16 protein-coding genes are annotated in these 22,965 nt (G+C 73.5%); 9 read left to right on the top strand and 7 right to left on the bottom strand.

Features of this window, described 5'->3' with window-relative positions:
• The first annotated feature begins 364 nt into the window (after window positions 1-364).
• Window positions 365-1,591, top strand: coding sequence for an MFS transporter (locus tag ACZ4K2_RS33130; protein ID WP_467479394.1), 1,227 nt, complete (start codon window positions 365-367; stop codon window positions 1,589-1,591).
• A gap of 62 nt (window positions 1,592-1,653) precedes the next feature.
• Here ACZ4K2_RS33130 and ACZ4K2_RS33135 read toward each other — a convergent pair whose 3' ends face one another.
• Window positions 1,654-4,272, bottom strand: a complete 2,619-nt coding sequence (locus ACZ4K2_RS33135) for a SpoIIE family protein phosphatase (protein WP_467479392.1) — start codon at window positions 4,270-4,272, stop codon at window positions 1,654-1,656.
• Between the two features lie 686 nt (window positions 4,273-4,958).
• On the opposite strand from ACZ4K2_RS33135, the gene ACZ4K2_RS33140 reads away from it, so the two are divergent.
• The 3 genes from ACZ4K2_RS33140 (at window position 4,959) to ACZ4K2_RS33150 (ending at window position 7,962) form a co-directional block, all read left to right on the top strand.
• Complete coding sequence (locus ACZ4K2_RS33140; RefSeq protein ID WP_467479390.1) at window positions 4,959-5,687, top strand: DUF4232 domain-containing protein; 729 nt, start codon at window positions 4,959-4,961, stop codon at window positions 5,685-5,687.
• Between the two features lie 80 nt (window positions 5,688-5,767).
• Window positions 5,768-6,190: a hypothetical protein gene (locus ACZ4K2_RS33145; protein ID WP_467479388.1), complete on the top strand. Its 423-nt coding sequence runs from the start codon at window positions 5,768-5,770 to the stop codon at window positions 6,188-6,190.
• 281 nt (window positions 6,191-6,471) lie between these two features.
• Window positions 6,472-7,962 (top strand): alpha/beta hydrolase, encoded by a 1,491-nt coding sequence (locus ACZ4K2_RS33150; RefSeq protein ID WP_467479386.1) that lies wholly within the window; start codon window positions 6,472-6,474, stop codon window positions 7,960-7,962.
• Here the strand turns inward: ACZ4K2_RS33150 and ACZ4K2_RS33155 are convergent.
• The 4 genes from ACZ4K2_RS33155 to ACZ4K2_RS33170 all read right to left on the bottom strand — a co-directional run bounded on the left by ACZ4K2_RS33155 (window position 7,950) and on the right by ACZ4K2_RS33170 (window position 12,581).
• The gene (locus tag ACZ4K2_RS33155) at window positions 7,950-8,258 is read right to left on the bottom strand and encodes a LuxR family transcriptional regulator (protein ID WP_467479384.1); all 309 of its coding nucleotides are present in this window, start codon (window positions 8,256-8,258) and stop codon (window positions 7,950-7,952) included. The genes ACZ4K2_RS33150 and ACZ4K2_RS33155 overlap by 13 nt on opposite strands.
• Before the next feature lie 135 nt (window positions 8,259-8,393).
• Window positions 8,394-9,602 (bottom strand): MFS transporter, encoded by a 1,209-nt coding sequence (locus ACZ4K2_RS33160; RefSeq protein ID WP_467479383.1) that lies wholly within the window; start codon window positions 9,600-9,602, stop codon window positions 8,394-8,396.
• 95 nt (window positions 9,603-9,697) lie between these two features.
• The gene (hemA, locus tag ACZ4K2_RS33165) at window positions 9,698-10,909 is read right to left on the bottom strand and encodes a 5-aminolevulinate synthase (protein ID WP_467479382.1); all 1,212 of its coding nucleotides are present in this window, start codon (window positions 10,907-10,909) and stop codon (window positions 9,698-9,700) included.
• 724 nt (window positions 10,910-11,633) lie between these two features.
• Window positions 11,634-12,581 (bottom strand): LysR family transcriptional regulator, encoded by a 948-nt coding sequence (locus tag ACZ4K2_RS33170; RefSeq protein ID WP_467479404.1) that lies wholly within the window; start codon window positions 12,579-12,581, stop codon window positions 11,634-11,636.
• Window positions 12,582-12,786: 205 nt separating this feature from the next.
• On the opposite strand from ACZ4K2_RS33170, the gene ACZ4K2_RS33175 reads away from it, so the two are divergent.
• The 5 genes from ACZ4K2_RS33175 to ACZ4K2_RS33195 all read left to right on the top strand — a co-directional run bounded on the left by ACZ4K2_RS33175 (window position 12,787) and on the right by ACZ4K2_RS33195 (window position 20,686).
• Entirely contained in the window at window positions 12,787-13,935 is a 1,149-nt protein-coding gene (locus ACZ4K2_RS33175) for an MFS transporter (protein ID WP_467479402.1), read from the top strand.
• A gap of 409 nt (window positions 13,936-14,344) precedes the next feature.
• On the top strand, window positions 14,345-16,099 hold the full coding sequence (paaN, locus tag ACZ4K2_RS33180; RefSeq protein WP_467479380.1) for a phenylacetic acid degradation protein PaaN: 1,755 nt from the start codon (window positions 14,345-14,347) through the stop codon (window positions 16,097-16,099).
• A gap of 304 nt (window positions 16,100-16,403) precedes the next feature.
• Entirely contained in the window at window positions 16,404-18,044 is a 1,641-nt protein-coding gene (locus ACZ4K2_RS33185; RefSeq protein WP_467479378.1) for a helix-turn-helix transcriptional regulator, read from the top strand.
• A 43-nt stretch (window positions 18,045-18,087) separates the two neighbouring features.
• Window positions 18,088-19,527, top strand: coding sequence for an NAD(P)/FAD-dependent oxidoreductase (locus ACZ4K2_RS33190; protein WP_467479376.1), 1,440 nt, complete (start codon window positions 18,088-18,090; stop codon window positions 19,525-19,527).
• Window positions 19,528-19,888: 361 nt separating this feature from the next.
• Window positions 19,889-20,686 (top strand): alpha/beta fold hydrolase, encoded by a 798-nt coding sequence (locus ACZ4K2_RS33195; protein ID WP_467479375.1) that lies wholly within the window; start codon window positions 19,889-19,891, stop codon window positions 20,684-20,686.
• Window positions 20,687-20,798: 112 nt separating this feature from the next.
• Here ACZ4K2_RS33195 and ACZ4K2_RS33200 read toward each other — a convergent pair whose 3' ends face one another.
• Together ACZ4K2_RS33200 and ACZ4K2_RS33205 are read right to left on the bottom strand one after the other, a co-directional pair.
• Window positions 20,799-21,758 (bottom strand): SDR family oxidoreductase, encoded by a 960-nt coding sequence (locus ACZ4K2_RS33200; RefSeq protein ID WP_467479374.1) that lies wholly within the window; start codon window positions 21,756-21,758, stop codon window positions 20,799-20,801.
• The gene (locus ACZ4K2_RS33205; protein WP_467479400.1) at window positions 21,755-22,960 is read right to left on the bottom strand and encodes an FAD-dependent monooxygenase; all 1,206 of its coding nucleotides are present in this window, start codon (window positions 22,958-22,960) and stop codon (window positions 21,755-21,757) included. Before ACZ4K2_RS33205 ends, ACZ4K2_RS33200 begins: the two co-directional genes overlap by 4 nt.
• Between the last annotated feature and the right edge of the window lie 5 nt (window positions 22,961-22,965).

Genomic DNA, 22,965 nt, shown 5'->3' on the forward strand with positions numbered 1-22,965 from the left:
GCCCCGGCCATGCCCACCCGGCCACGAGCAACCGAAACCACCACTTCACCGCGATCCGACCAGCTCAGCCACGCGAAGCGAAACGGGGAGGCTAGCTTGATCTTCAACGGCCGACCTCGCGTGGTGGCTCGAACCTGACCACTCGGCCCGGTGACTGCCGTACGGCAGAGCGGTCTTCGCCTGCACTTGTGCTCACCGCTCGTTCGCATGCTGTGTTCGAGCCGGCTGAGCGTGAGGGTGCGCACGAGCGTGATTACGACACCACCCTTCGAGGCGACGCTGATGTCGCGGATCCGCCAGCCCTCGCCCCGCTCCGCCTGCTGCACTGATCGTGCGACACAATCCCCAGCGCAGGACGGAAACCATGGACGCATCCACCACCGCGACCACGCGCGACCCCGGCGGGGCCGATGCACCGCCCCGCTCCCCGGTGATCGGATGGCTGGCCGTCGTCGCGGTGATGCTGGGCATCTTCTCCATCGTCACCACAGAAATCCTCCCCATCGGACTTCTGACCGAGATCGGCGCCGGTTTCACCGTCTCCGACGGCATGGCCGGCCTGACGATGACCATGCCCGGCTTCCTCGCAGCGATCGCCGCCCCCGTCGTCACCGTCGTCACCGCACGGATCGACCGCCGCCCGATGCTGTGCGCCTTCATGGTCCTGCTCGCCGCGGCGAACTTCCTCGCGGCAGCGGCCCCCGACTACTGGCTGGTCCTGGTCTCCCGCATCGTCGTCGGCGTCGTGATCGGCGGCTTCTGGTCCATCGGCGCCTCACTGGCCGAACGCCTCGTGCCCGCCGCATCCGTCGGCCGAGCCACAGCGGTGATCTTCTCCGCCGTACCCCTGGGCTCCGTACTCGGCGTACCGGCCGGCACACTCATCGGCGGCCTGGCCGGCTGGCGCACCGCGTTCATCGCCATGGGCGGCTTCACCGTCGCCGTACTGATCATGCTGTTGGCCGTCACGCCGCCGCTGCCACCTCGCCGGACCACCCGCCTGCGCGTATTGCGCGGCATGCTCAGCAGCGGCGCCACCCGGTTCGCACTGCTCCTGACCGTACTGATCGTGCTGGCGCACTTCGGTACATACACCTACGTCACACCGTTCCTCGAGCAGGTCACCGACGTCGGGTCCGGGCTCGTCACCGTCTTCCTGCTCGTCTACGGAGCAGCGGGCATCCTCGGCAATTTCCTGGGCGGCTCCCTGGTCGCACGCCACCCCCGGGCCACCTTCGGCACCGCCGCCGGCTTGATCGCTGTCGCCACCCTGCTCCTGCCCGTTCTGGGTCAGGGGAACGCCGGAGCGATCGCCCTCCTCATCGTCTGGGGCGTGGCGTACGGGGCGGTCCCTGTCTGCTCCCAGACGTGGTTCACCAAGGCGAGTCCCGACACCCCCGAAGCCGCTTCCGTCATGTTCACCGCGTCCTTCCAGGCCGCGATCTCCCTCGGCGCCCTGGCCGGTGGACTCATCGTCGACGCCGGCTCGCCCTCGGCGGTCATGACCCTGGGCGGTATGACAGCCATCCTCATGGTCATCGCCGTATGGGCCCACCACGCCCGACGCCGGACATGGCCGGACGACGTTTGACCCGCCCGGCCTTCGTCCGCGGCGGCGGTGTGAGAGGGCCGCGCCGGCGGGACGGCGGCCGGTCATGCGTCCGGCGGAGTGGGGCGCAGGGCGAGGAGGGCGATGTCGTCGGTACTGCCGGCGCCGAGGCTGAGGATCAGTTCGTCGCAGAAGACGTCGAGGGGTGCCTGGGCGAGGGCGGCGGTGTGCCGGCGCAGGCGGCCCAAGGCGTCGCTGAGGGATTCTCCCGGGCGTTCGATCAGGCCGTCGGTGAACATGAGCAGGGTGGAATGGGCCGGCAGCGAGTCGTGGGCGGTGGGTCTGGGAAAGGTGCTGTCCACGCCGATGAGGAGACCGGAGGCGGACTCCAGGTAATGAGTGTCGCCGTTGGGCCGGGTCAGTAGCAGGGGGAGGTGTCCGGCGGACGAGTGGTGCAGTTCCCAGGGGCCGTTGGAGGGTCCTTTGACGACGGCGTAGGCGCAGGTCGCGGTGGAGTTCGGGTAAAGGGTGAGGGTCGCGAGGTCGAGTCGGCGCAGTACCTCCGAGGGCCGGTCCTGGCAGTCGACGGCGATGCCGCGGAGCATGTTGCGCAGCTGGCTCATCGTCACCGCGGCGTTCAGATCGTGCCCTGACACGTCTCCGATGACCAGTGCCGTGTCACCGTCGGGCAGGGTGAAGGCGTCGAACCAGTCGCCGCCGACCTGGGCGGTGGTACTGGAGGGTGCGTAGCGTGCGGTCATCTCCATGGAGGGGATGTGCGGGAGGCGGGGCAGCAGGGACCGTTGGAGGCGCTCGGCCGCGGTACGGGTGTGCTGGTGCAGACGGGCGTTGTCGACACTCAGCGAGATTCCCTTCACGAGGTCGGCGACGAGGAGCGCGTCCTGTTCGGTGAAGGGATCGTCGTGGCCGGTGCGTACGACGATCAGGGCGCCCAGCACCTCGCGGCGGGCCCGCAGTGGCGCCATGATCGTGCTGCCGGCGTCCAGTTGCTCGAACAGCTCCAGCTGCCGGGCGTCCAGGGCGCTTTCCGCCTGGTCCGGTGAGGGGATCTCGGTGATCAGCAGGGGTCCCGCGCCGTTCAGCACCCGGGCCAGCGGTCCCCGCGCGTTCTCGGACACCGGGGGCAGTCTGCCGAGTTCCACCCCGGCGCTCAGTGCCCGAGGCTCGCGGTGGACGACGCAGACCCGTTCGGCATCGCCGTGCTCGTCGAGCAGATCGACCACGCACCATGCGGCCATCTGCTGGGTGAGGACGTGGCACACCCGGCGCAGTCCCTCGCGCAAGTCGAGTGTGCTCGACAGTGCACTGGTGGTGTCCGCCAGCAGGCTCAACCGCTCCCAAGCCCTCCGTGTCGCCGTCTCACCGCCGGCCCGCGGCGCCGCTGCCGCGCCGGTGTGCAGCCGCACCGAGAGCCCGGGATCGGGACGTGACACCGGCCGGTCCTCCCCGGGAGCCGTCGCTCTGGGCGTGAACTGGCCGACCCGCACCGTGCGGCCGTCGACCGCCTCCTGACTCTGCACGTGCAGACGCACATGGACCAGGCTGCCGTCGCGGTGCAAGGCCGGCAGCGGGATGGACCGGCCCATGAGGCGGGACCGGCCGGTCAGCCGGAGCGCGGTGAACCCAGCCCGGTGGCGCTCGCGCAGATGCTCGGGAATCAGCACGGTCAGCGGCCGACCGATCAGCTCGTCGGTCTGCCAGCCCAGCAGGTCGGCCAGAGCGGTGTTGGCCGCGATGATCCGGCCGTCGTCGTCGGCCGCGGCAGTCGGGACACTGCTGTCCTCCACGTCGCCGGCGTCCCACGGCGCGAATTCGACGGAGGTCGCGTCCGGCACACCGGGCAGCAGCGTCCACGCGGTGGGCGGACCTCCGGAGAGTTGGGTGACCAGTTGGTCGAGCACCCACTGGTAGTGGCTGCGCACGTGCGGCGGAGCCGGGAGGGTGAGCAGGGACCCCAGCTGTGCCGCCGTGTCACCGTGTTCGAACACGTTCCGCAACGTGTCCACGGCGGGCGCGGCGTCCAACGGGAACGCGATGTCCAGGGTCACCGTGGCGCCGCCGGTGACCGTCTCCTCCAGCGCGGACGTCACGCACGCGTTGATGACGTTGGCCACATCGCCGGCGACGAGCAGCTCGTGGCGTGACACTCCGGCGCGTTCCTCGACGCGTGTGGTCAACATCAGTTCGCGCAGCACCTCGTCACTGTGCTGCTGTGCCGCGCGGAAGACGATGTACGGCACGTCGATCAGGGTCACGGTCGCGGTTCGGCCGAGCGTGGGCACGGTCTCCCAGCCGGACGTCGGTGGCACCGGGGCCTTGGGCCACAGTTCGAACCAGACCGTCTTGCGGCCCTCCCCCACGTGGGCCCCATGACTGGAAGCCAGCTCCTCGACCATGGCAAGGCCCCGGCCGGCACCGGCATACGGCCTGGACTCCCGCGGCACCAGCGGGCGGTCCGGCCGGCCGTCGCCGACTCGCACGCGCACCTGTCCCTCGTGCGACCAGACCCGCACCTCCACCTCGGTCCGCGCGTGCAGCACCGCGTTGGTCACCAGCTCACCGGTCAGCAGCTCGGCGGTGTCCACCACCTCCGGCTCGACGCCGGGCAGCGCCGACCGCACGAATCGCCGGGCCAGCGGCACACTGCGCGTCTCCGGAGGAAATCGCCGAAAGAGAACTCCGGATGGACTAGAGCTATCCATAACACCATCAATCCCTCTGCCGGGCGAAAACCTAACTCACCCGGCCGGAGGCCCGGCGCGGCAGGAACCGGCGCGAGGCGGGGCCATCCCCGCAGACGCTCCGGCGACGTACCCCCGCGGGGCGCCGTCGCGTGCCCGGGGCGTACACCCGCCCCGCACGGGGCAAGGCCCGGCTGCGCGCCGCCTGGAGCGCCGCGGCCCGCGCCGAGGACCCGCTCACCCGCCGAGAACGGCGGCCAGGACCGCCGGTCCGGCCGGCGTCGAGACCGACACGCGGCGGCTGGGCCGTACGCGGTCCGGCGATGGCGTAGCGCTCGGCGACGGTGAGTGGGCGACGGCTCCGCCCGACCGCGGCCGTCGGGTTGCTCGACGCTTACGGTTCTCGCTGCCCCGATGGAAGGGTGCCACCGCGCGCCGTCTCCGTCCCGGATCATCCGGCGCGTGCGGACGCGAGCACCGGCAGAAGTGTTACGGACCGTATTCCTGCCGGTGGAACCGCCTGGGCCGCACGGACCGCCGGTGATCCAATCAGTTCTGGCGCGGGGCGCCTTGCCTTTCAGAGGCGGGGGCATCTCCCCTCTCGGGGGGGGGACGGGCGCCTGAGCACCACACCGCAGCATCAGAACGACCAGGGCCGGCGGCACCGAGCCGTGCCCCCGCACCAGGCACTCACCGGAAGAACTCCCATGCACACCATGCGCCACCGCTCCACGCTGCTCGCCATCGCGGGCACGGCTCTCGCCCTGTGTCTCACCGCCTGCCAGAGCGACACGGACGGCGAGTCCGCTCCCGCGGCGTCCTCCTCGGCGACGGGGACGGCGGTGGACGGCGAGCAGGCCGGCTCGACGGGCACGACGGGCACGACGGGCACGACGGGCACCACCGATGCGACGGCCTCGGCGAAGGCGAAGGACTCGGCCGAAGCGAACGGTTCCGACGGCTCCACCGCCGCCGGCGGCTCCGCGGGCCCGGACGGCGAGCAGGCACCCGCCACCACCCGGCTGTGCACCGCGGGGGATGTCTCCGTCACCGCCGCCACCCAGGGCGGTCCTCCCTACACGCACCTCGTCCTCACCGCGAAGAACACCTCCGGCGACTCCTGCCGGCTGGCGGGATTCCCGCACATCCAGCTGCTGGAGAGCCACAAGCAGGACGTCCCGGCCGTCGCCAAGAGCAAGCCGCCCACGCCGGTCGTGCTCACGCCGGGAGCCCCCGCCTACGCGCTGGTGAGGGTCTCCGACGGCGGGGTCGACGAGGACAACGAGCCCGTGTCGGCGTTCTCCCTCGTGCTGACGGAAGACTCCACCGTCATCACCGTCAGCGCGCCCGGCAGCGGCGGCATCGCCGCCGACCCGGTGCAGGCCCTCACCGGCTACTGGACCCCCGAACTCCGCAACGGCGCGGACGACTTCTGAGTCCACACCCCTGCTTTGCCCCCTCCCTGCCCTGCCTCGTCACGCAGGACAGACACACGAACCTCAAGGAGATGAAAGTCATGCTGGTCGGGAAACTCAAGGCTGCCGCGATCACGGCCGCCGCCGTCGCGAGTGTCGCGGGGGTGGCCACGCCGGCCGAGGCGAGCAACTGCTCGCGCGGAGGCGGTGTCTACATCTGCGAGTACGGCGTCACCAGCTACAAGCTGCCCGACGGAAGGAAGCAGGAGTTCATCATCGGCACCGACATGGCGGTGTGGACCCGCTACAACACCGACTCCAGCGGAAAGTGGAGCGGTTGGCAGTCCATGGGCGTAGGGGGAAGAGGGGTGACCACCCAGGCGTACGTCTACGACTACGACAAGACCGATCCCTGGACCTTCAGGGTCTTCTACTACGACCACCTCGGGCAGATGTGGGGCCGCAATCGCGACCACGACGGAAACTGGTCCGCCTGGACGGAGTACGACGTCCCGCTCAACTGATCACCGGGCCCGGCCGTGCGGTACCCACCGGCACGGCCGGGCCCGTCCCGCCTCGCCACGCTCCCCAGTGGGAAATCCGGAGGCGCCGATCCTTGTCGATCCAGCAGCTGTTCGCCTCCGCGGTCGGTGAGCCCGCGCCGATCCCCGCGGCGCGGGCCCGTGGCCCTCGTCGGGGCCGCCGCCTGGGTGGAGTTCGTCAGGGGGATGGTGGGGTAAACCCCAAGACGTTCCAGGTTGTTGCCCGGATGGGGCGGGCCTCTGGGATTCGCGAAGATCGTCGTATGACGCAGCACACGCGCACCATCCGCAACGCCGCCATCGTCGGCGTCTCCACCGCCCTCCTGGCCGTCACCGCGCCCGTGACCGCATCCGTGGCCGCGAGCTCCTCCGAGGGCCTCGCCTGGGCCGCCTGCGGGGGCTCCGGGATCGACCCCCGGCAGCAGTGCGCCACCCTCCGGGTCCCCATGGACTACGCCGACCCCGACAGTCCCCGCATCGACATCGCCGTCTCGCGCATCCCGAGCGAGAACCCCCGGGCCCGGCGCGGCACCCTGCTGCTGATCCCCGGCGGGCCGGGCGGCTCCAGCCTGAACGACCCCTCGGGGAGGGGTAAGAGGCTCCCCCAGGAGGTCCTGGACGCCTACGACGTGGTCGGCTTCGCCCCGCGCGGGCTCGCCCCGTCCACGCCCGTCGACTGCGGGCTGGACCACGGCGACCTGGCCCTCTCCAAGCTCCGCCCCTGGCCGGCCGCGGACGGCTCGGTGGACGAGAACCTGGCCACCGCCCGCCGCATGGCCGGCGCCTGTGCCGCGAACGGCGGCGAACTGATCCGGCACCTCAGCACCGCCAACGAGGCCCGCGACATCGACCGCCTCCGCGCCGCGCTCGGCGAGCGCAAGCTCTCCGCGTGGGGCGTGTCGTACGGGACGTACGTCGGGGCCGTGTACGCGCAGCTGTTCCCGCACCGCACCGACCGCATCGTGCTGGACAGCAACGACAACCCCGACCCTACCCGCGTCGCCCGCGCCTGGCTGGCCGGGCACGAGCAGGGCGTGGAGGACACCTTCCCCGACTTCGCCGCGTGGGCGTCGAAGCCGGACAACCCGGACCGCGTCGCGAGCAGCGCCGCCGACGTCCGGCCGCTGTTCCTGCGGCTGGCCGCCCGGCTCGACCGGGAACCCCTCCCCTGGCCCGGCGCCAACCCGGAGGAGCTGAACGGCAACGTCCTGCGCCAGACCATGCTGGACAGCCTCTACTCCCCCAGCCGCTATCCCACGCTCGCCAAGCTGATGCGGGCCGCGCAGGAGGGCACCGTGCCGCCCGCGCCCGCGGCGCCGCCCGAGGCCGTCCTGCAGAACGTCGCCGCCGTCGGCGCCGGCACGCTGTGCAACGACGTCGCCTGGCCCACGTCCGAGGCCGTGTACGAGAAGGACGTCGCCGAGAGCCGCGCCAAGTACCCGCTCACCGCCGGCATGCCCCGCAACGCGATGCCGTGCGCCGCCTGGCCGTATCCGCCGCGTGAGGCGCCGGTGCGGATCACCGGCCGGGGGCCGTCCAACATCATGCTCGTCCAGAACGAGCGGGACGTGGCGACCCCGCTCAGCGGCGCCCGGAAGCTCCGGGAGGCGTTCGGCCGGCGCGCGGTCATGGTGACGGTCAACTCCACCGGGCACGACGCCTACCTCGCCAACGGCAACGCGTGCGGCGACCGTACGGTCTCCCGCTTCCTGGCGACCGGGCAGCGGCCGGGCACGGACACCTACTGCGCCTGACGGCCGCCCGGTGTCACCAGCCCCGACTCGCAGGCCACGATGACCGGTTGCGCCCGGTCCCGCGCGCCCGGCTTGCCCATGATGCGGCCCACGTGCGTCTTCGCGGTCAGCGGGCTCAGCCCGAGGAAGTCGGCGACCTCCGTGTCGGTGAGGCCGCGGGTGTCCAGGGTGCCGCTCCCGCTCGGCAGCCGGCCAGGACCGCGGCCGCCCACCGCCGGGAGCGCGGGCCTGTGCGGCAACCGCTCGATCAGGCAGGCCGCCGGACCGGGCGAGAGCAGGGCCCCGCCGGCCGTCACGCCGCGGATCGACGGACCGGTTCCACGGCCTCCCGGCCCGTGCCGGCCTCGCCGACGACCTCCGTGTCGGGGGCCGAGGCGGCAACCAGGGCGAACGCGGCCCGGACCGGTGGACGCCGTCCGCCGGCAGGTCGGTCAGTCGTCGTCGGAAGCTCCTTGCCGCGCGGGATCGCTGCGTGTCTCCCGCGCCGCACCGGTGGGGGTGGGACGTCCGTAGGTGCGGGCCGCGACGGCGACGGCGACGGCCGCGAGGACGAAGGCGGGCACTGCGGTCGACTCGGGGCCCCAGGTGTTGACGAGGAGGCCGCCGACCGCGCCGCCGATGGCGATGCCCAGGTACAGGGCGGAACTGTTGAGCGCCACGGTGAAGGGGCCGCTCGCCTCGCTGAGCGAGAGCAGCCGGTGCTGCTGGGGCACGAGGTACATCCACCCCGTGGCGCCCCAGACGAACAGCGCCACGCCCGCCCCGATCAGGGACCCGGACCACAGCGGGAGCAGGGCCAGGTCCACCGCCATGCCGCCGACGGCGAGCAGGAGCACCGCCCGGTTGCCCAGCCGGTCGGTGGTGATCCCGGCGACGGTGTTGCCCGCGACGGCGCCGACGCCGAAGACGAACAGCAGCACCGACAGCGCACGCCCGCCGTCGGTGGCGTCCTGGAGCACCGGGCCGATGTACGTGTAGACCACGTGCTCGGAGGTGACGGCGAGCAGGGTGACCGACAGGGTGATCAGGACGGCCGGGCTGCGCAGGCCCGAGAGCCGTTCGGCCAGCGGGTGCCTGCCCGCGGGCGCCAGCCTCGGCAGCATCAGGACGCCCAGCAGCGCGACCGCGCCCAGCGCGGCGACCGCCCACAGCGTGGCCCGCCAGCCCACCAGGCCGCCGATCCAGGTGCCGATCGGCACTCCCAGCGCGGTGGCCATGGTCAGGCCGCCGATGACGATGCCCAGTGCCCGGCCCCTGCGCTCCTCGGGGACCAGGGACGCGGCGGCGGCGGAAGCCTGGGGCGTGTACGAGGCGGCGCCGAGCGCGGCGACGAACCGGCCCGCCGCGACCCATCCGTAGGAGTCGCCCAGCGCGGTGACCACGTTGCCGACGATGAACGTTCCCAGCCCGCCGGCCAGTACGGTCCGGCGGGACAGCGAGCCGGTGATCGTGGCGCTGACCGGGGCGAACAGCGCGTACGTGAGGGAGAACACGGTGATCAGCTGACCGGCGGCGCCAGGGGAGACACGGAGGTCGTCCGCGATCTCCGGCAGCACACCGGCGATCACGAACGCGTCCGTGCCGACGGCGAAGGCGCCCACCGCGAGCAGCCAGAGCACGGGTGGGGTGGCGTCTTTCACGGGAATCCTTGGAATCGGGTGCAGGTTCGGCCGCGGCCCCGGCACGGGTTCCGGAGCGGTGCTCGTGCCGGGGCGACGGCCGTCGGACGGTGCGGTCAGCGGCTGCGGGGAAGGCCGGCCGCCGACCACACGGCGTCGAGCGCCTCGACGAACGTCTGGACGTCTGCGGCCGTGTGACGGGAGGTGGGCGTGACGCGCAGCCGCTCGGTGCCCTCGGGCACGGTGGGCGCGTTCACCGGCTGGACGTAGATGCCGTGGTCGCCCAGGAGCAGCGCGCTGACCTCCTTGTTGCGATGCGGGTCGCCGACGAGCACCGGGACCACGTGGCTGTCCCGCGAGATGACCGGGATGCCGCGCGCGGTCAGTCCCTCCTTCAGTTCCGACGCGCGCGCCCGCAGCAGGTCCCGCTGGGTGGAGTCGTGGCGGACCAGACGCAGCGCGGACAGCGCGCCGGCCACCAGCGGCGCCGGGGCGGACGTGCTGAAGACGAACGGGGCCGCGAAGGTCCGCACGCTGTCGACGACCGAGGCCGGCCCGGCGATGTAACCGCCGGCCCCGCCGAGTCCCTTGCCGAAACCGCCCTGGAAGACGGTGATCCGGTCGCGGACGCCCTGCTCCTCCGCGTAGCCGGAGCCCTCCTCGCCGTAGATGCCGACCGAGTGGATCTCGTCCAGGTAGGTCAGGGCGCCGAATTCCTCGGCGATGTCCACGATCTCGCGGATCGGGGAGAAGTCGCCCTCCATGGAGTACAGGGACTCGAAGGCGACCAGTTTGGGCGCGTCCGGGTCCGTCTCCCCGAGCAGCTTGCGCAGGTGGCCCGTGTCGTTGTGGCGGAAGATCCTCTTCTGCGCGCCGCTGTTGCGGACGCCCTGGATGATCGACGCGTGGTTCAGCTCGTCGGAGAAGATCACCAGCCCGGGTATGCGCCGTCCCAGCACCGACAGGGTGGCGTCGTTGGCCGCGAAGCCGGTGCTGAACAGCAGCGCCCGCTCCTTGCGGTAGAGCGAGGCGAGTTCGGCCTCCAGGTCCTCGTGGAAGGTGCTGGTGCCCGAGATGCTGCGCGCGCCGCCGGTGCCCAGGCCCACGCCGCGCACCGCGTCGGCGACCGCGTCGATGACCGTCGGGTGGTGGCTCAGCGAGAGGTAGTCGTTGGAGCACCAGACGGTGATCTCGCGCGGACCGTCGGCGGCGTGGAGCACGGCCCGCGGGGCCGTCTCGGCGCGGCGCTCCAGATTCAGGTATGTCCGGTAGCGCCCCTGCTCCTTGGCCGACGCGACGTCCCGGGCGAGGTGTGACAGAGCCTGCATGGGTGGTGGTTCCCTTTCTGGCATCGGGGGTCAGGCCGCGAGCGAGCCGGTGCGCAGCGCGTGGCGGCGCGGCGCCGGGGAGGTGTGGTGGCGTCGGGAGCGCTCGCCGGGCCGTCGGCCGCCGCGTCCAGCGCGATGTCGACGAGCGTGGTGACGGTGCGGAACACCAGCGGTCCCGGGATGTCGTCCATCGTGCCGACGTCTTCGCCCAGCAGTGGGAACGGGCCCACCGCGGCGTCCCGCGAGACGTCGGACGCTCCGCTGCTCACCGCCGGGGCGACCCGGTCGACGGTGGATCCGGGCAGGCCGGCGGAGAGCACCGGGGTCTTTTTCCGGCGTTCCGTGGTCCTGTTCGGGAAACGGGTGGTGCGCTCGGCCGTGGACGGCGCGGAGACCACTTCGACAAGCGCCATCAGGGGAGCTTCTGCACTGTGGCGTCCGGCTTTCTGCGGCAGCACATCCAGCCAACGTAATGGACCCGCTCGGCCATGGCCGGGGTGTGCAACATGCCGTTCACGGAAGGTTCACCGGGGGCCGTGCGGGGCCGTGCGCAGGGGTTCATGGGAAGGCGGTGTGTACGGCCGGAAGCGGTGTGAGCGCGGCGGACGGGGATGGGCGCCGCCCGGGTGCACGGGTTCACGCCTCTGCCGCCGCCGGGCGGAGCCCCCTCGGCCGTGCCGTCACAGGCGGGCCGCCGAGGGCGCGCCTGTGCCGGCACCGCGGGTCACAGCCCCAGCCGGGACAGGTCGCTGGCCGCCACCACCTCGGCGAAGGCGCGGACCCGGGCGTTCTCGCGGTCACCGTGCCAGACCAGGCCGAGGGCGGACTCGGGCAGCCCGGTCACCGGGACGTAGGCCACGTCCCGGCGGTGGTGGTACTCGGTGGTCGGGTGGCAGAGCAGCATGACGCCCCGGCCCGCCGCGACCAGGGACAGCCCTTCCTGGAGGGTGCCCACCGCCGGACCCTGCGGCACCGGGCGGCCGGCCGGGGTGCGGGTGGGCGCCTGGACCTCGCGCCAGTACTCCGGCGCCGGGGCGGCCAGACCGACGAGCGGCGAGTCGACCAGCTCCTCGGCGTCCAGAACGGTCCGGCCGGCGAACGGGTGCCGCCGGGAGACCGCCAGGTACTGCGGCTGGCGCGAGAAGACGGGCCCGAGCACGAAATCCGGCTCCCGGACCGGCAGCAGGACGACGGCGGTGTCCACCTCGTCCCGGTGCAAGGGGCCGAAGGGGTCGGAGAGCGGCACTTCGGTGATCCGGGACTCGCAGCCGGGATGGCGGTCCTCGAACTCCCGCACCACCTCCATGAAGCCGTATCCCGCCACGCCCTGGAAGCCGATGCGCAGGGGGCGGCCGCCGAGCGCTGCCGCACGGGCGTCCTCGACGGTGGCGCGCAGGGCGGTGTAGGCGGGGCGGAGGGCGCCGAGGAAGTCCTCGCCGAGGGGGGTCAGCTGTACCCTGCGGCTCGTACGGTCCACCAGACGGGCGCCGATGCGCCGCTCCAGGGCGCGGATCAGCTGGCTGACCCGGCCCTGGGAGACGTACAGCCGCTCCCCCGTGCGCCCGAAGTGGAGTTCCTCCGCGAGGACCAGGAAGCACTCCAGTTCGCGGATCTCCACGGAGCCCACCGGTGGGGGGTTCCCACCGCCGTTCCCCGGCCCGGTGACGATCATGGTCATGCCCTCCAGCGGTACGGCCCGCGCAGGTCGCCTGTGCCTGATCCGCGCGCCCTTCGATTAGCCCACCTTATGAAAACATGAGAACTCCGCGCTTGTTCGGCCTTCGGCCGCGGGGTTGGCTGGTGCCATGGCAAAAGTTGAGGATCTGTCCGTGCAGCAACCCGCACCGAGGGGGGCCAGGAGCGGCGGGTGGCCCGCAGTGGTGGCCGTGGCGGCCGGAACGTTCACCGTGGTCACGTCGGAGATGCTGCCGGTGGGACTGCTTACGCCGATCGGCGGCGCCCTGGACGTCAGCGAGGGCACGGCCGGTCTGACGCTCACCGTCACCGGTCTGGTCGGCGCGCTCTCCGCGCCGCTGGTGACCTCGGCGGTGGGGCGGATCGACCGGCGTGCGGTGCTGTGTTCCCTGATGCTGCTCCTGGCGCTGGCCAATGTACTGGCCGCCTGGTCACCGAACTTCGCGGTGATGATGGCGGCCCGAGTGCTGATCGGCGTCGGCATGGGCGGCGTCTGGTCGCTCGCGGGCGGGCTCGGCGTCCGGCTGGTCCCGGCCAAGTCCGTCGGACCGGCGACCTCCATGATCTTCAGCGGTATTGCCATCGCCTCGGTCCTGGGCGTGCCGGCCGGTGTGTACATCGGTGAACTGGCGGGCTGGCGCGAGGCGTTCCTCGCCGTCGCCGGGCTGGCCCTGGTGGTGACGATCGCCATGGCCGTCCTGCTGCCCCCGCTGCCCGCCGAGAAGGCGGTCGCCCTCGGCGGTGTGATGCGGCTGTTCGGGAACCCCCGGGTGGTCTCCGGGCTCGCCGTGGTGGCCCTGCTGGTGACCGGCCACTTTGCCGCGTACACCTACGTCCGGCCGGTCCTGGAAGAGGTGTCCGGCGTCCAGGACTCGATGATCGGCACCCTGCTGCTCGTGTACGGCATCGCCGGCATCGTGGGCAACTTCGTGGTCGGCGCCCAGGTCGGGCGGTCGGTCCAGGGGGTCCTCGTGGTGATCAGCGTGGCGCTGGCGGCCTCCGTCCTGCTGGTCCCGCTGCTCGGGCTCTCCGTGGCCGGTGCCGCGATCCTGCTGCTGGTGTGGGGTCTGGCATACGGCGGTGTGTCGGTGAGCACCCAGACGTGGCTCGCGCTGGCCGCGCCCGAGGCCCGGGAGGGCGTGACCTCCTTGTTCGTGGGCGTGTTCAACGGGGCCATCGCCCTGGGCGCCTTCGCCGGCGGCCGGGCCGTGGACGGCCTCGGCATCAAGTCCGTGCTCTGGCTGGGCGGCGCGCTGGCGCTCGGGGCCCTGCTGGTCAGCCTCTTCGGACGGGTCCCCTCGCCGGCGGCGCCGGCGGCTTCCGGGGACTGAACAGAGCTGCCGGACGGCTCCCCATGGGTCGTCCGGCTCGGTCCGGTGGTCGCATTCCCCCGTCGGCCACCGGACCGGAACACCTTCCCGTGACCCCTCCCGGGACACCATCCCGACCTCGGGGAACGGCGTCGTCGCAGCGGTGTTCAGCATGGCTATTTTGCCAATGTATGACTGGAACATTGCCTTCTATGCTGATTTGACGACAACTCTTGCGTTGTGTGCGTCTTGTTGTGATGGGATGGGCAGCGTTCAGTCCATCGAGACGAGACGCGATCACGGGGATCAGGGGGATAGCGCACGCGCGCCGCCGCAGTCCGGCCGCGCGGGCCCGCCCCGGCCGGGCGGCACCCGCAGGGCCCGCCGGCAGAGCTCCGCCCGTGACTCGTACAACGGGAGGAGCACAGGAGTGGGAAAGACCGGCACAGTCCACCCGCTCGGGGGCGGCACGTCCCCGACGACCCTCTTACGGGAGCTGGTGCACCGCCACGGACCGACCCTCGACCAGGCGCGGGAGACGCTGCGCACCCGGGCGCACTGGTCGCCCTATCCGGAAGACACCGACGCCTACGGCCCGGACGCGGCGACCGCCGCCCGGGACGCCCTCGCGGCCCTGCGCGGCCGGACCTTCGACCTCGGCCAGCCGGGCCGGGACGGTCTCGTCGGTCCGTCCCCCGCCGACGGCGGCGAGCGGTCGCCCTACGGGCACGAACTGGCCGTCGCCTACCCGCACCACGACCCCGACGTCCTCATCGGCGCCATGCGGCGCGCCATGCCGCAATGGCGCGAGGCGGGCGTCACGGCACGTGCCGCCGTCTGCGCGGAGATCCTGGCCCGGCTCAACGCCGCCTCACACGAACTGGCCCTGGCCGCCGAGTACACCAGCGGTCACAACCCGGTCATGGCCTTCCACGCCGGAGCCGTGCACGCCCAGGACCGGGGGCTCGAGGCCGTCGCCCAGGCCGTGGTGGAGCAGACCCGGCTGCCCGGCTCCTTCGTGTGGAGCAAGCCGATGCCGGACGGCGAGCGGTTCGTCCTGGACAAGACGTTCACGCTCCGACCCTGCGGTGTGTCGCTGCTCGTCGCCAACAGCGTCTTCCCCACGTGGAACGGCTACCCCGGCCTCTTCGCCTCGCTCGCCACCGGCAACCCCGTCCTCGTCAAACCGCACCCGAACGCCGTACTGCCGCTCGCGCTGACCGTGCGCACCGCCCGGGAGGTGCTGAGCGAGACCGGGTTCGACCCCAATCTGGTGTGCCTGGCCGCCGAGCGGCCCGGCGAGGGGCTCGCCCGGCGTCTCGCCGTCCACCCCGACGTGCGGATCGTGGACTACTCGGGGACCACCGGCTTCGGCGACTGGCTGCGCCGGAACGCCCCCCAGGCACGGGTCTTCACCAGCACGTCGGCCGTCAACAGCCTGCTCATCGAGTCCACCGACGCCTACCGGGGCATGCTGGCCAACCTGGCCTTCGGGCTCGCCCTCTACAGCGGCCAGCTCTGCACCAGCCCGCAGAACCTGCTGATCCCCCGGGACGGCATCGCCACCGACGAGGGACACAAGTCCTTCGACGAGGTGGTGGCGGACCTCGGCGGCGCGCTGACGGACCTGCTCGCGGACCCCGCGGCCGCCGTCTCCGTCCTCGGTGCCCTGCTCTCGCCCGAGGTGCTGGCCCGGGTGGACAAGGCCGCGTCGGGCGCCCTCGGCCCGGTGGCCGTCGCCCCCCGCCCGATCGTCCACCCCGACCACCCGGACGCGGTCGTCCGGACCCCCGCCGTCGTCGTCCTGGACGCGGCCGACCCCGGCGCCTCGGCCACCCTGTCCACCGAATGGCTGGGCCCGGTGCACTTCGCGGTCGCCGTCGACTCGGCCGCCGCCGGCATCGAACTGCTGGCCCGCACCGCCCGGGAGCACGGGTCCTTCTCGGTCGGCGCCTGGACCGTCTCCCCGGAGACCGAGGCGGCGCTGGAGGACGCCTGTGCCGAGGCCGGCGTCATGCTGTCCTTCAACCTGATGGGCAACTGGTACATCACCCAGTCCGCCGTCTACTCGGACCTCCACGGCACGGGCATGAACCCGGCGGCCGACGCGGTCTACTGTGACGCCGCCTTCGTCACCGGCCGCTTCCACGCGGTGGGCGTCCGCCGCCACCGTTCCCCGAGCTGAACGCTCGTCCGTCCGCCGCTCCCCGTCGGGGCGCCCCGCCGCCCGCCTCCTGCCGGGCCGTCCCCCGGGCGCCCCGACGGCGGCCCGGCAGGCGTCCCCGCCGAACCGGTCCCCCGAGGGACCGGCGTCCCGGCGTCACGCATCGGGGCCCTGGCCGGCCACCCCCGACCGGCCGCCTCCTCTTCCCTTCCTGTCCGCCTCTTCCCTGCTGCTGAACCCCACCATGAACCCACCTCCGTGAACCCACCATTGCGCGAACGAACCCTTCCCGTGACCCTCTTGACCTCTCAGGGAGTAACCCCCCATGCTCTCGACATCCCCGCCCCTCGATCCCCCGTTGCGCGGTCGCGAACGCGAACTGACCCGCATCGGCGCCGTCCTGGACGCCACCCGCCGGGGCGGCACGGCCCTGGTCCTGATCGAGGCACCGCCGGGCTACGGCAAGACCCGGCTGCTGCGCGCCGCGATGAACCTGGCCGAACGGCTCGGCTACGCCGTGGCCGGCCCGGCCGGCGCCCCCTGCCCGCCCCCGCGGGCCGCCGGGGACCCCCAGGCGCCCGGTACACCCCCCGGCCCCGGCGGGGCCGCCCCGGCCGGGCCCGCCTCCGGCCATCCCGTACTGGTCGCCCTGGACGGCTTCCAGGGCCTGGACCCGGCGACCGGGCCCGGCGGCGGGCTCCTCGCCCGGCACGGCCTCCCGCACGACCGGGTCGTCTGGCTGGCCGCGCACCGGACCGACACCGGCCCCGACCCGCGCGGCGTCCTGCTCTCCGACCCGCGCCGCCACCACGAGCACCTGGTCCTGGGCCCGCTCGGCGACGACGCCGCCCTGCGGCTGGCGGCGGACGTGCTGGGCACACCGCCCGGCCCCTCGGTGGCCCGGCTGGTGGAACAGGCCTGCGGCCACCCCTGGCTGCTCACCGAACTGCTGACCGGGATGCGGGAGGAGGGCACCCTCCGCGTCGACGGCGCCCACGCCCGCCTGACCGGGATGCGGCTGCCGGACCGGGTGCGCACCCGGCTGCGCACCACACTCGCCCAGTACTCCCGCGAGTGCCGCCAGTTCCTGAACGTGGCCGCCGTCCTCGGCACCGAGGTGGAGTACACCGAGCTGTCGGCCATGCTGGGCCGTCCCCTGTCGGCGCTGCTGCCGGTCATGGAGGAGGCGTGCGCCACCGGCGTGGTGCGGCACGCGGCCGACCGGCTCACCTTCCACAGCGGGTTCATGCACCAGGCGGTCCGTGACGCGGTGCCGGACGCGCTCAAGCGGGTGCTGTACCAGGAGGCCGCGCTGCTGCGCGCGGCAGGCGGTGCCCGGCCCGGCGCCCCGTCCCGGGCGGGCGTCCGGGACCCGTACGGCACGGCCGCGCCCCGGTCCGCCTCGACGGCCCGGACCGGTCCCGGCCCCTGGGAGGCCCACCGGTCCGGCGGTGACTGGTCCTTCCCCGCACCCGACCGGCCGGGGAGAGCCGGGGACCCGGGCGAGCGGCCGGACCGGCCGGGCCCGTTCGAGCCGACGGAGCCGGCGCGGGAGACGTGGGAGGCGTGGGAGGCGAACCCGCCGCGGTCCGGCAGCCCCTCCCCGCCCCCCCGGCTCAACCGGCGGCAGCGGGAGCTGGTCCTCCTGGTGTCCGAGGGGCTGACCAACCGCCAGGCGGCCACCCGGCTCGGACTCTCCCCGCACACCGTCAACTACCACCTGCGCCGGCTCTTCAAGTGCTACGGGGTGAACTCCCGCATCGACCTGCTGCGGGCGGTCGCGGAACACCACCGCCGGCCGGTCGGCACCCTCTCCGCGCAAGGAGCCGGCCCGGACGACGCCCCGCTCGCCCCCACCCTGCTGGCACCGCTCGTGCCCCACCCGGCCACCGGTCAGGCGACGGCCGTGCCCGCTTCCCCGGCCGCCCTGTCCGCCGCCGGCGGATCCTCCGCCCCGTGCGCCTGACGGCCCCGCCCCCGCTTCCGTTCGCCACCCCTGGAGACAGCAGATGAACACGCTGACGCTATCGGCCTCCTGGCCCACCGACGCCCCCGCCCCCGCCCGGCGGACGGCCTGGCTGCGCGACGCCTTCGCGGCCGAACCCGACGACGGCAAGTCCCCCGTGCTGTCCGGCGACGTCCGCTGCGACGTGTGCGTGGTCGGCGGCGGCTACACCGGTCTGTGGACCGCCCTGGAGATCCTGCGCCGCGCCCCGGGCACCGACATCGTCCTCATCGACGCCGACGTCTGCGGCGGCGGCGCCAGCGGGGCCAACGCCGGTTACCTGATGCCCATGTGGGCCCGGTTCGACAGTCTGGTCGCCATCAGCGACCACGCCGAGGCACGCAGGCTGGGCGAGGCGTCCGAACGGGCCGTGGACGAGATCCTGGAGTTCGTCGACGAGCACGGCATCGACGCCGAGTACCGGCGGGGCCCGTGGATGTGGGCGGCCTCGTCCGAGGCCCAGCGCGGCGCCTGGAACACGACCCTGGAGAACCTGGCCCGGGCCGGGGTGGAACCACTGCGCGAGCTGACCGCCGACCAGTCCCGCAGGGTGGTCGGCACCCCGTCGCACTACGGGGCGGTGGTCGACCCGCACTGCGCCACGCTGCAACCGGCCAAGCTGGTGCGCGGCATGCGGCGCGTGGCGCTCGACCAGGGCGTCCGCATCCACGAGCACACGCCCCTGACCGCGCTCCGGCGGGAGAACGGCGCCACCGTGGCGGTGACCCGGAACGCCGAGATCCGCGCCGACCGGGTGGTGCTGGCGATCAACGCCTGGGCGGGCCAGCTGAAGGAACTGGCGGGCCGGATGGTGACGGTGGCCAGCGACACCGTCCTCACGGTGCCGGTCCCGGACCGGCTCGACGCGATCGGCTGGCGGGACGCCACGTCGGTCTGCGACGCCCGCAAGCGCCTGAACTACTACCGCACCACCGCCGACGGCCGCCTGCTCATCGGCAAGGGCGGGGTCGGGCTGGCCCCCGGCAACTCGGGCGTGAACACCATGTGGGGCGGCGCCCTGCGCCCCACGGAGGTGCGGCGCCAGTTCCTCAGGCTCTTCCCGGACCTGCGGAACGTGCCGGTGGACATGATGTGGACGGCACCGGTCGAGTACGCGGTCACCTCGGTCCCCTTCGCCGGCTGGCTCCGCTCGGTGCCGGGCGTGTGCTACGCCACCGGGTACTCGGGCGACGGGGTGGGCCCCTCCCGGCTGATGGCCAAGGTGCTGGCCTCGCTGGTGCTGGGCACCGACGACGAGTGGTCCGGGTCGGCGCTGGCCCGTACCCCGGGCGGGGCGATACCCGGCGAGCCCATACGGTACGCGGGGTCCCGGATGGCCCTCGCGGCGCAGCGGCTGCTGGAGGAGCGGGAGGACCGGGGCGCGTTCGTGCCGAAGCGGGTCAAACGCCTGGCGTCGATCGACCCGTCCGCCTTCCGGCGCTGAGGCGCCCCGGAGCCCAGGCCGCGGCACGGGCGGGCGACACCGGTGCTGAGCCCCGGTCGCCCGGCCTGGGCAGGGCGCCACCGGCCGGGCCGACGTCGGCCCGCCGCCCTGGCCCGCAGCCGTGCCCGGCGGGGGCCCGGCCGGGGGCTCCCGGGACGGGGTCCGCGGGCCGGGGGCTCCCTCCAAGGCGGGCCCCCGGGTGGGTGACCGCCGTCGCCCGGGCGCGGCTTCCGAGCGGGTGCCGCCGGGCCCGGCCGTGTCGCGGCCGGCGCTACCAGTTCGAGTAGCGCGGCCGGGCACAACGCCCCGAACCCGGCGAAGCGCCCGCCCGGCGTCCCCGCGCCCCCGCTAGCGTGGGCGAATGACGATCTCTCAGTACGGTTCGTCCGCTCCCCTGGTCCTGGGCTCGGGGCCCGCCCTGGTCCTGGCGCACGGCGCCGGCAGCGACGTACGGGACAGCTACGGCCCCGTCCTCGACACGCTGGCCGAGCGGCACACCGTGATCGGCCCGGACTATCCGGGCTCGGGCGACACCCCGCTCGCGGACGCCCCGCTGTCCCTGGACGCGCTGGCCGACCACGTGGTGGCGGCGGGGCTGCGGTCGGGCGCGGAGACCTTCGCCGTGTCGGGCTTCTCGATGGGGACGACCGTCGCCGTACGGGCGGCGGTGCGGCACCCCGAGCGGGTGACCGCGCTCGTGCTCTCCTCCGGGTTCGCCCGGCCCAACGCCCGGCTGCGCCTGGTCATCGACGTCTGGCGGGCCCTCGGCAGGACGGACGACAGCCGCACCCTCGCGGCCTACCTGTCCCTGGTGGTCGGCGGCGCGAGCTGGCTGGACGAGCGCACCCCGGAGGAACTGGAGGAGCAGCTCGCCCTGTTCGCCGCCGGGCTCCCCCCGGGCACGGACCCGCAGCTCGCCCTCTTCGAGACCATCGACGTGACCGGGGACCTGGCCGCGGTCCGGGTACCCACGCTGGTGATCTCGCCGCTGGAGGACGTGCTGACCACCCCGGCCCACTCCCGTGAGCTGGCCGACGGCATCCCCGGCGCCGAGCTGGCCACCCTGGAGTGCGGGCACGCCATCGCCGCCGAGCAGCCGGACCGGTGGGCGGAACTCATCATCGACTTCCTCGCGGGCGCCGGGAGCCGGCGGGCCTGAACCCCGCCGTGCCGCGTGTCCCGCGGCAGGACGACACGGCACGGCCCCTGGGGGCGCCGGTGGTCCCGGCGCCCCCAGGGGCTTCTTCTCCGCGCCGTCCGTCGGCGGCGCGTCAGCCGTCAGCCGTCAGCGGGCGCAGGTACCGGTCCAGGAGGCGGTCCGGGAGCACCCTGGCGAGCACGGCCAGCTTGCGCACGTCGGCGCCCACCCGGTAGCGGGTCCGGGGCCGGGCCTCGGTGAGCGCGCGGGCGACGGCCCGGGCCATGTCCTCGGAGGTGGTCCGGCTCTCCTTGGCGCCCTGCTCGTTGCCGGCGAGGAACCGGGTGAACCCCTCCCGGTACAGCGCGGCCACGTCACCGCCCGCGTGCCGGAGCGCCTCCTGGGCGACCTCGTTCAGCTTGCCCCAGATCGGCGTGTTGATCGCGCCCGGCTGCACCACGCTGACCGAGACCCCGAACCCGCCCAGCTCGCGCCGGAGGACGTCGCTCAGCGCCTCCTTGGCGTACTGGGCGGCGGCGTACGCCCCCAGGTAGGGGAGCGCCACCGTGCCCAGGCCCGAGGTGACGTTGACGATGCGGCCCCGGGAGCGCCGCAACTGCGGCAGGAACTCCTGGACGACGGCGAGCTGCCCCACCACGTTGGTCTCCAGTTGCCAGCGCAGCCGGTCCGCGGGTACGCATTCCAGCGGCGCCGAGACGCACACCCCCGCGTTGTTGACCAGGCCCCACAGGGCGCCGTCCGGGTCCGCCGCCCCGTCGGAGGCGGTCCGTTCGGCGATCCGTGCGGCGGCCGAGCGGACGGACTCCGCGTCGGTGACGTCGATCCGCACCGCCTCGAGCCGGTCGTACGCGGACGCCTTCACCAGCTCGTCGCCGTCGGTGTCCCGGCGCACCCCCGCGAACACCCGGAAGCCGAGGTGCTCCAGGTGGAGCGCGGTGGCCCGGCCGAGGCCGCTGGAGGCGCCGGTGACCAGTACGGCGCGGCCGTGCGGCACCACCGCGGCGGGCCGGGTGCCGGGCCGGGGCGCGGAGCCGGGCTCCGCGCCGTACCGGGGCTTGCTCACGACGGTCATCGGCTTCCTTCCGCCGCCGCGCCCGTGAGTGCGGGGGGCTCGGGTTCGAGGGTGAAGGTGAGGGACTGCTCCAGGATGCCGGTCAGCTTCCGGTCCGGCATGAAGCGGAAGTACGCGTCGCGTATCGGCCGGCGCACCGGGTTCTCGGACTGCTCGAAGTCGCTGACCGAGCGGGAGGAGGCCACCATGGCCCGGGTGCGGTCCCGGCGCTCGTCCTCGTAGGCCCGCAGCGCCGCCGGGATGTCCGTGGCACCGCGCAGCCGCCGGGCGAGGACGGCCGCGTCCTCGATCGCCATGCCGGAGCCCTGGCCCAGGCTGGTGAGCATCGGGTGGGCGGCGTCCCCGAGCAGGGTGACGGGGCCGCTCCCCCAGCGGTCCAGGAAGGCCCGGTCGCGCGAGGGCACGGACAGGATGTCCTCCTCGGGAGTGACGGCGATGGCCTGCTGGACCTCCTCGGCCCAGCCGTCGAACGCCCGCGCGACGTCGTCCTTGCCGCCCCGCCAGTCGTGGGAGCGGGCGGTCGGCATGTTCTTCGTGCCCCACCAGTAGAGGAGCCCGCCGCCCATGTCGATCAGGCCGAACCGCTGGCCGCTCCCCCAGTAGTGGGTGACCGAGCCGGTGGTGAAGCGCGGATGGCTGAACGGGGTGAGGGCCAGCCAGACGATGTAGCCGCTGTCCCGGGAGTGCTCGGGTCCGACCAGGTGCCGGCGGATCGCGGACTGGAAGCCGTCGGCGCCGATCAGTGCGTCGCCGTGGGCCTCCCGGCCGTCGGTGAAGCGGACGGTCACCCTGCCGGAGGCGGGGTCGGTGACGAAGTCCCGGGCGGTGGAGCCCAGGGTGAGGGGTATCCCCTCGGTGGCCTCCAGGAGCGCCTGCTGGAGCGCGGAGCGGGTGATCAGGACGCTCGGCACCCCCAGCCGCCGGATGATCGCGGGGAAGGGGAACTCCCTGATCAGCCGGCCGCGTGCGGTGCGCACGTAGTAGGACTCCAGGACCTGGCCGCGCTTCTCCAGGCCGAGGTCGAGCCCGATGGAGCGCAGCGCCCCGACGGCGTTGCTCATGACCGAGAGCCCGGACCCGGCCGCCCGCAGCTCCGTGGCCCGTTCGTGGATCTCCACGTCCCAGCCGGCGTCCCGCAGTGCGGCGGCCGCGGTGAGGCCGCCGATGCCGGCTCCGATGACGAGGGCCTTGCGCCTGCCCATACCGT

This window comes from Streptomyces sp. NPDC025833, from assembly GCF_055558055.1.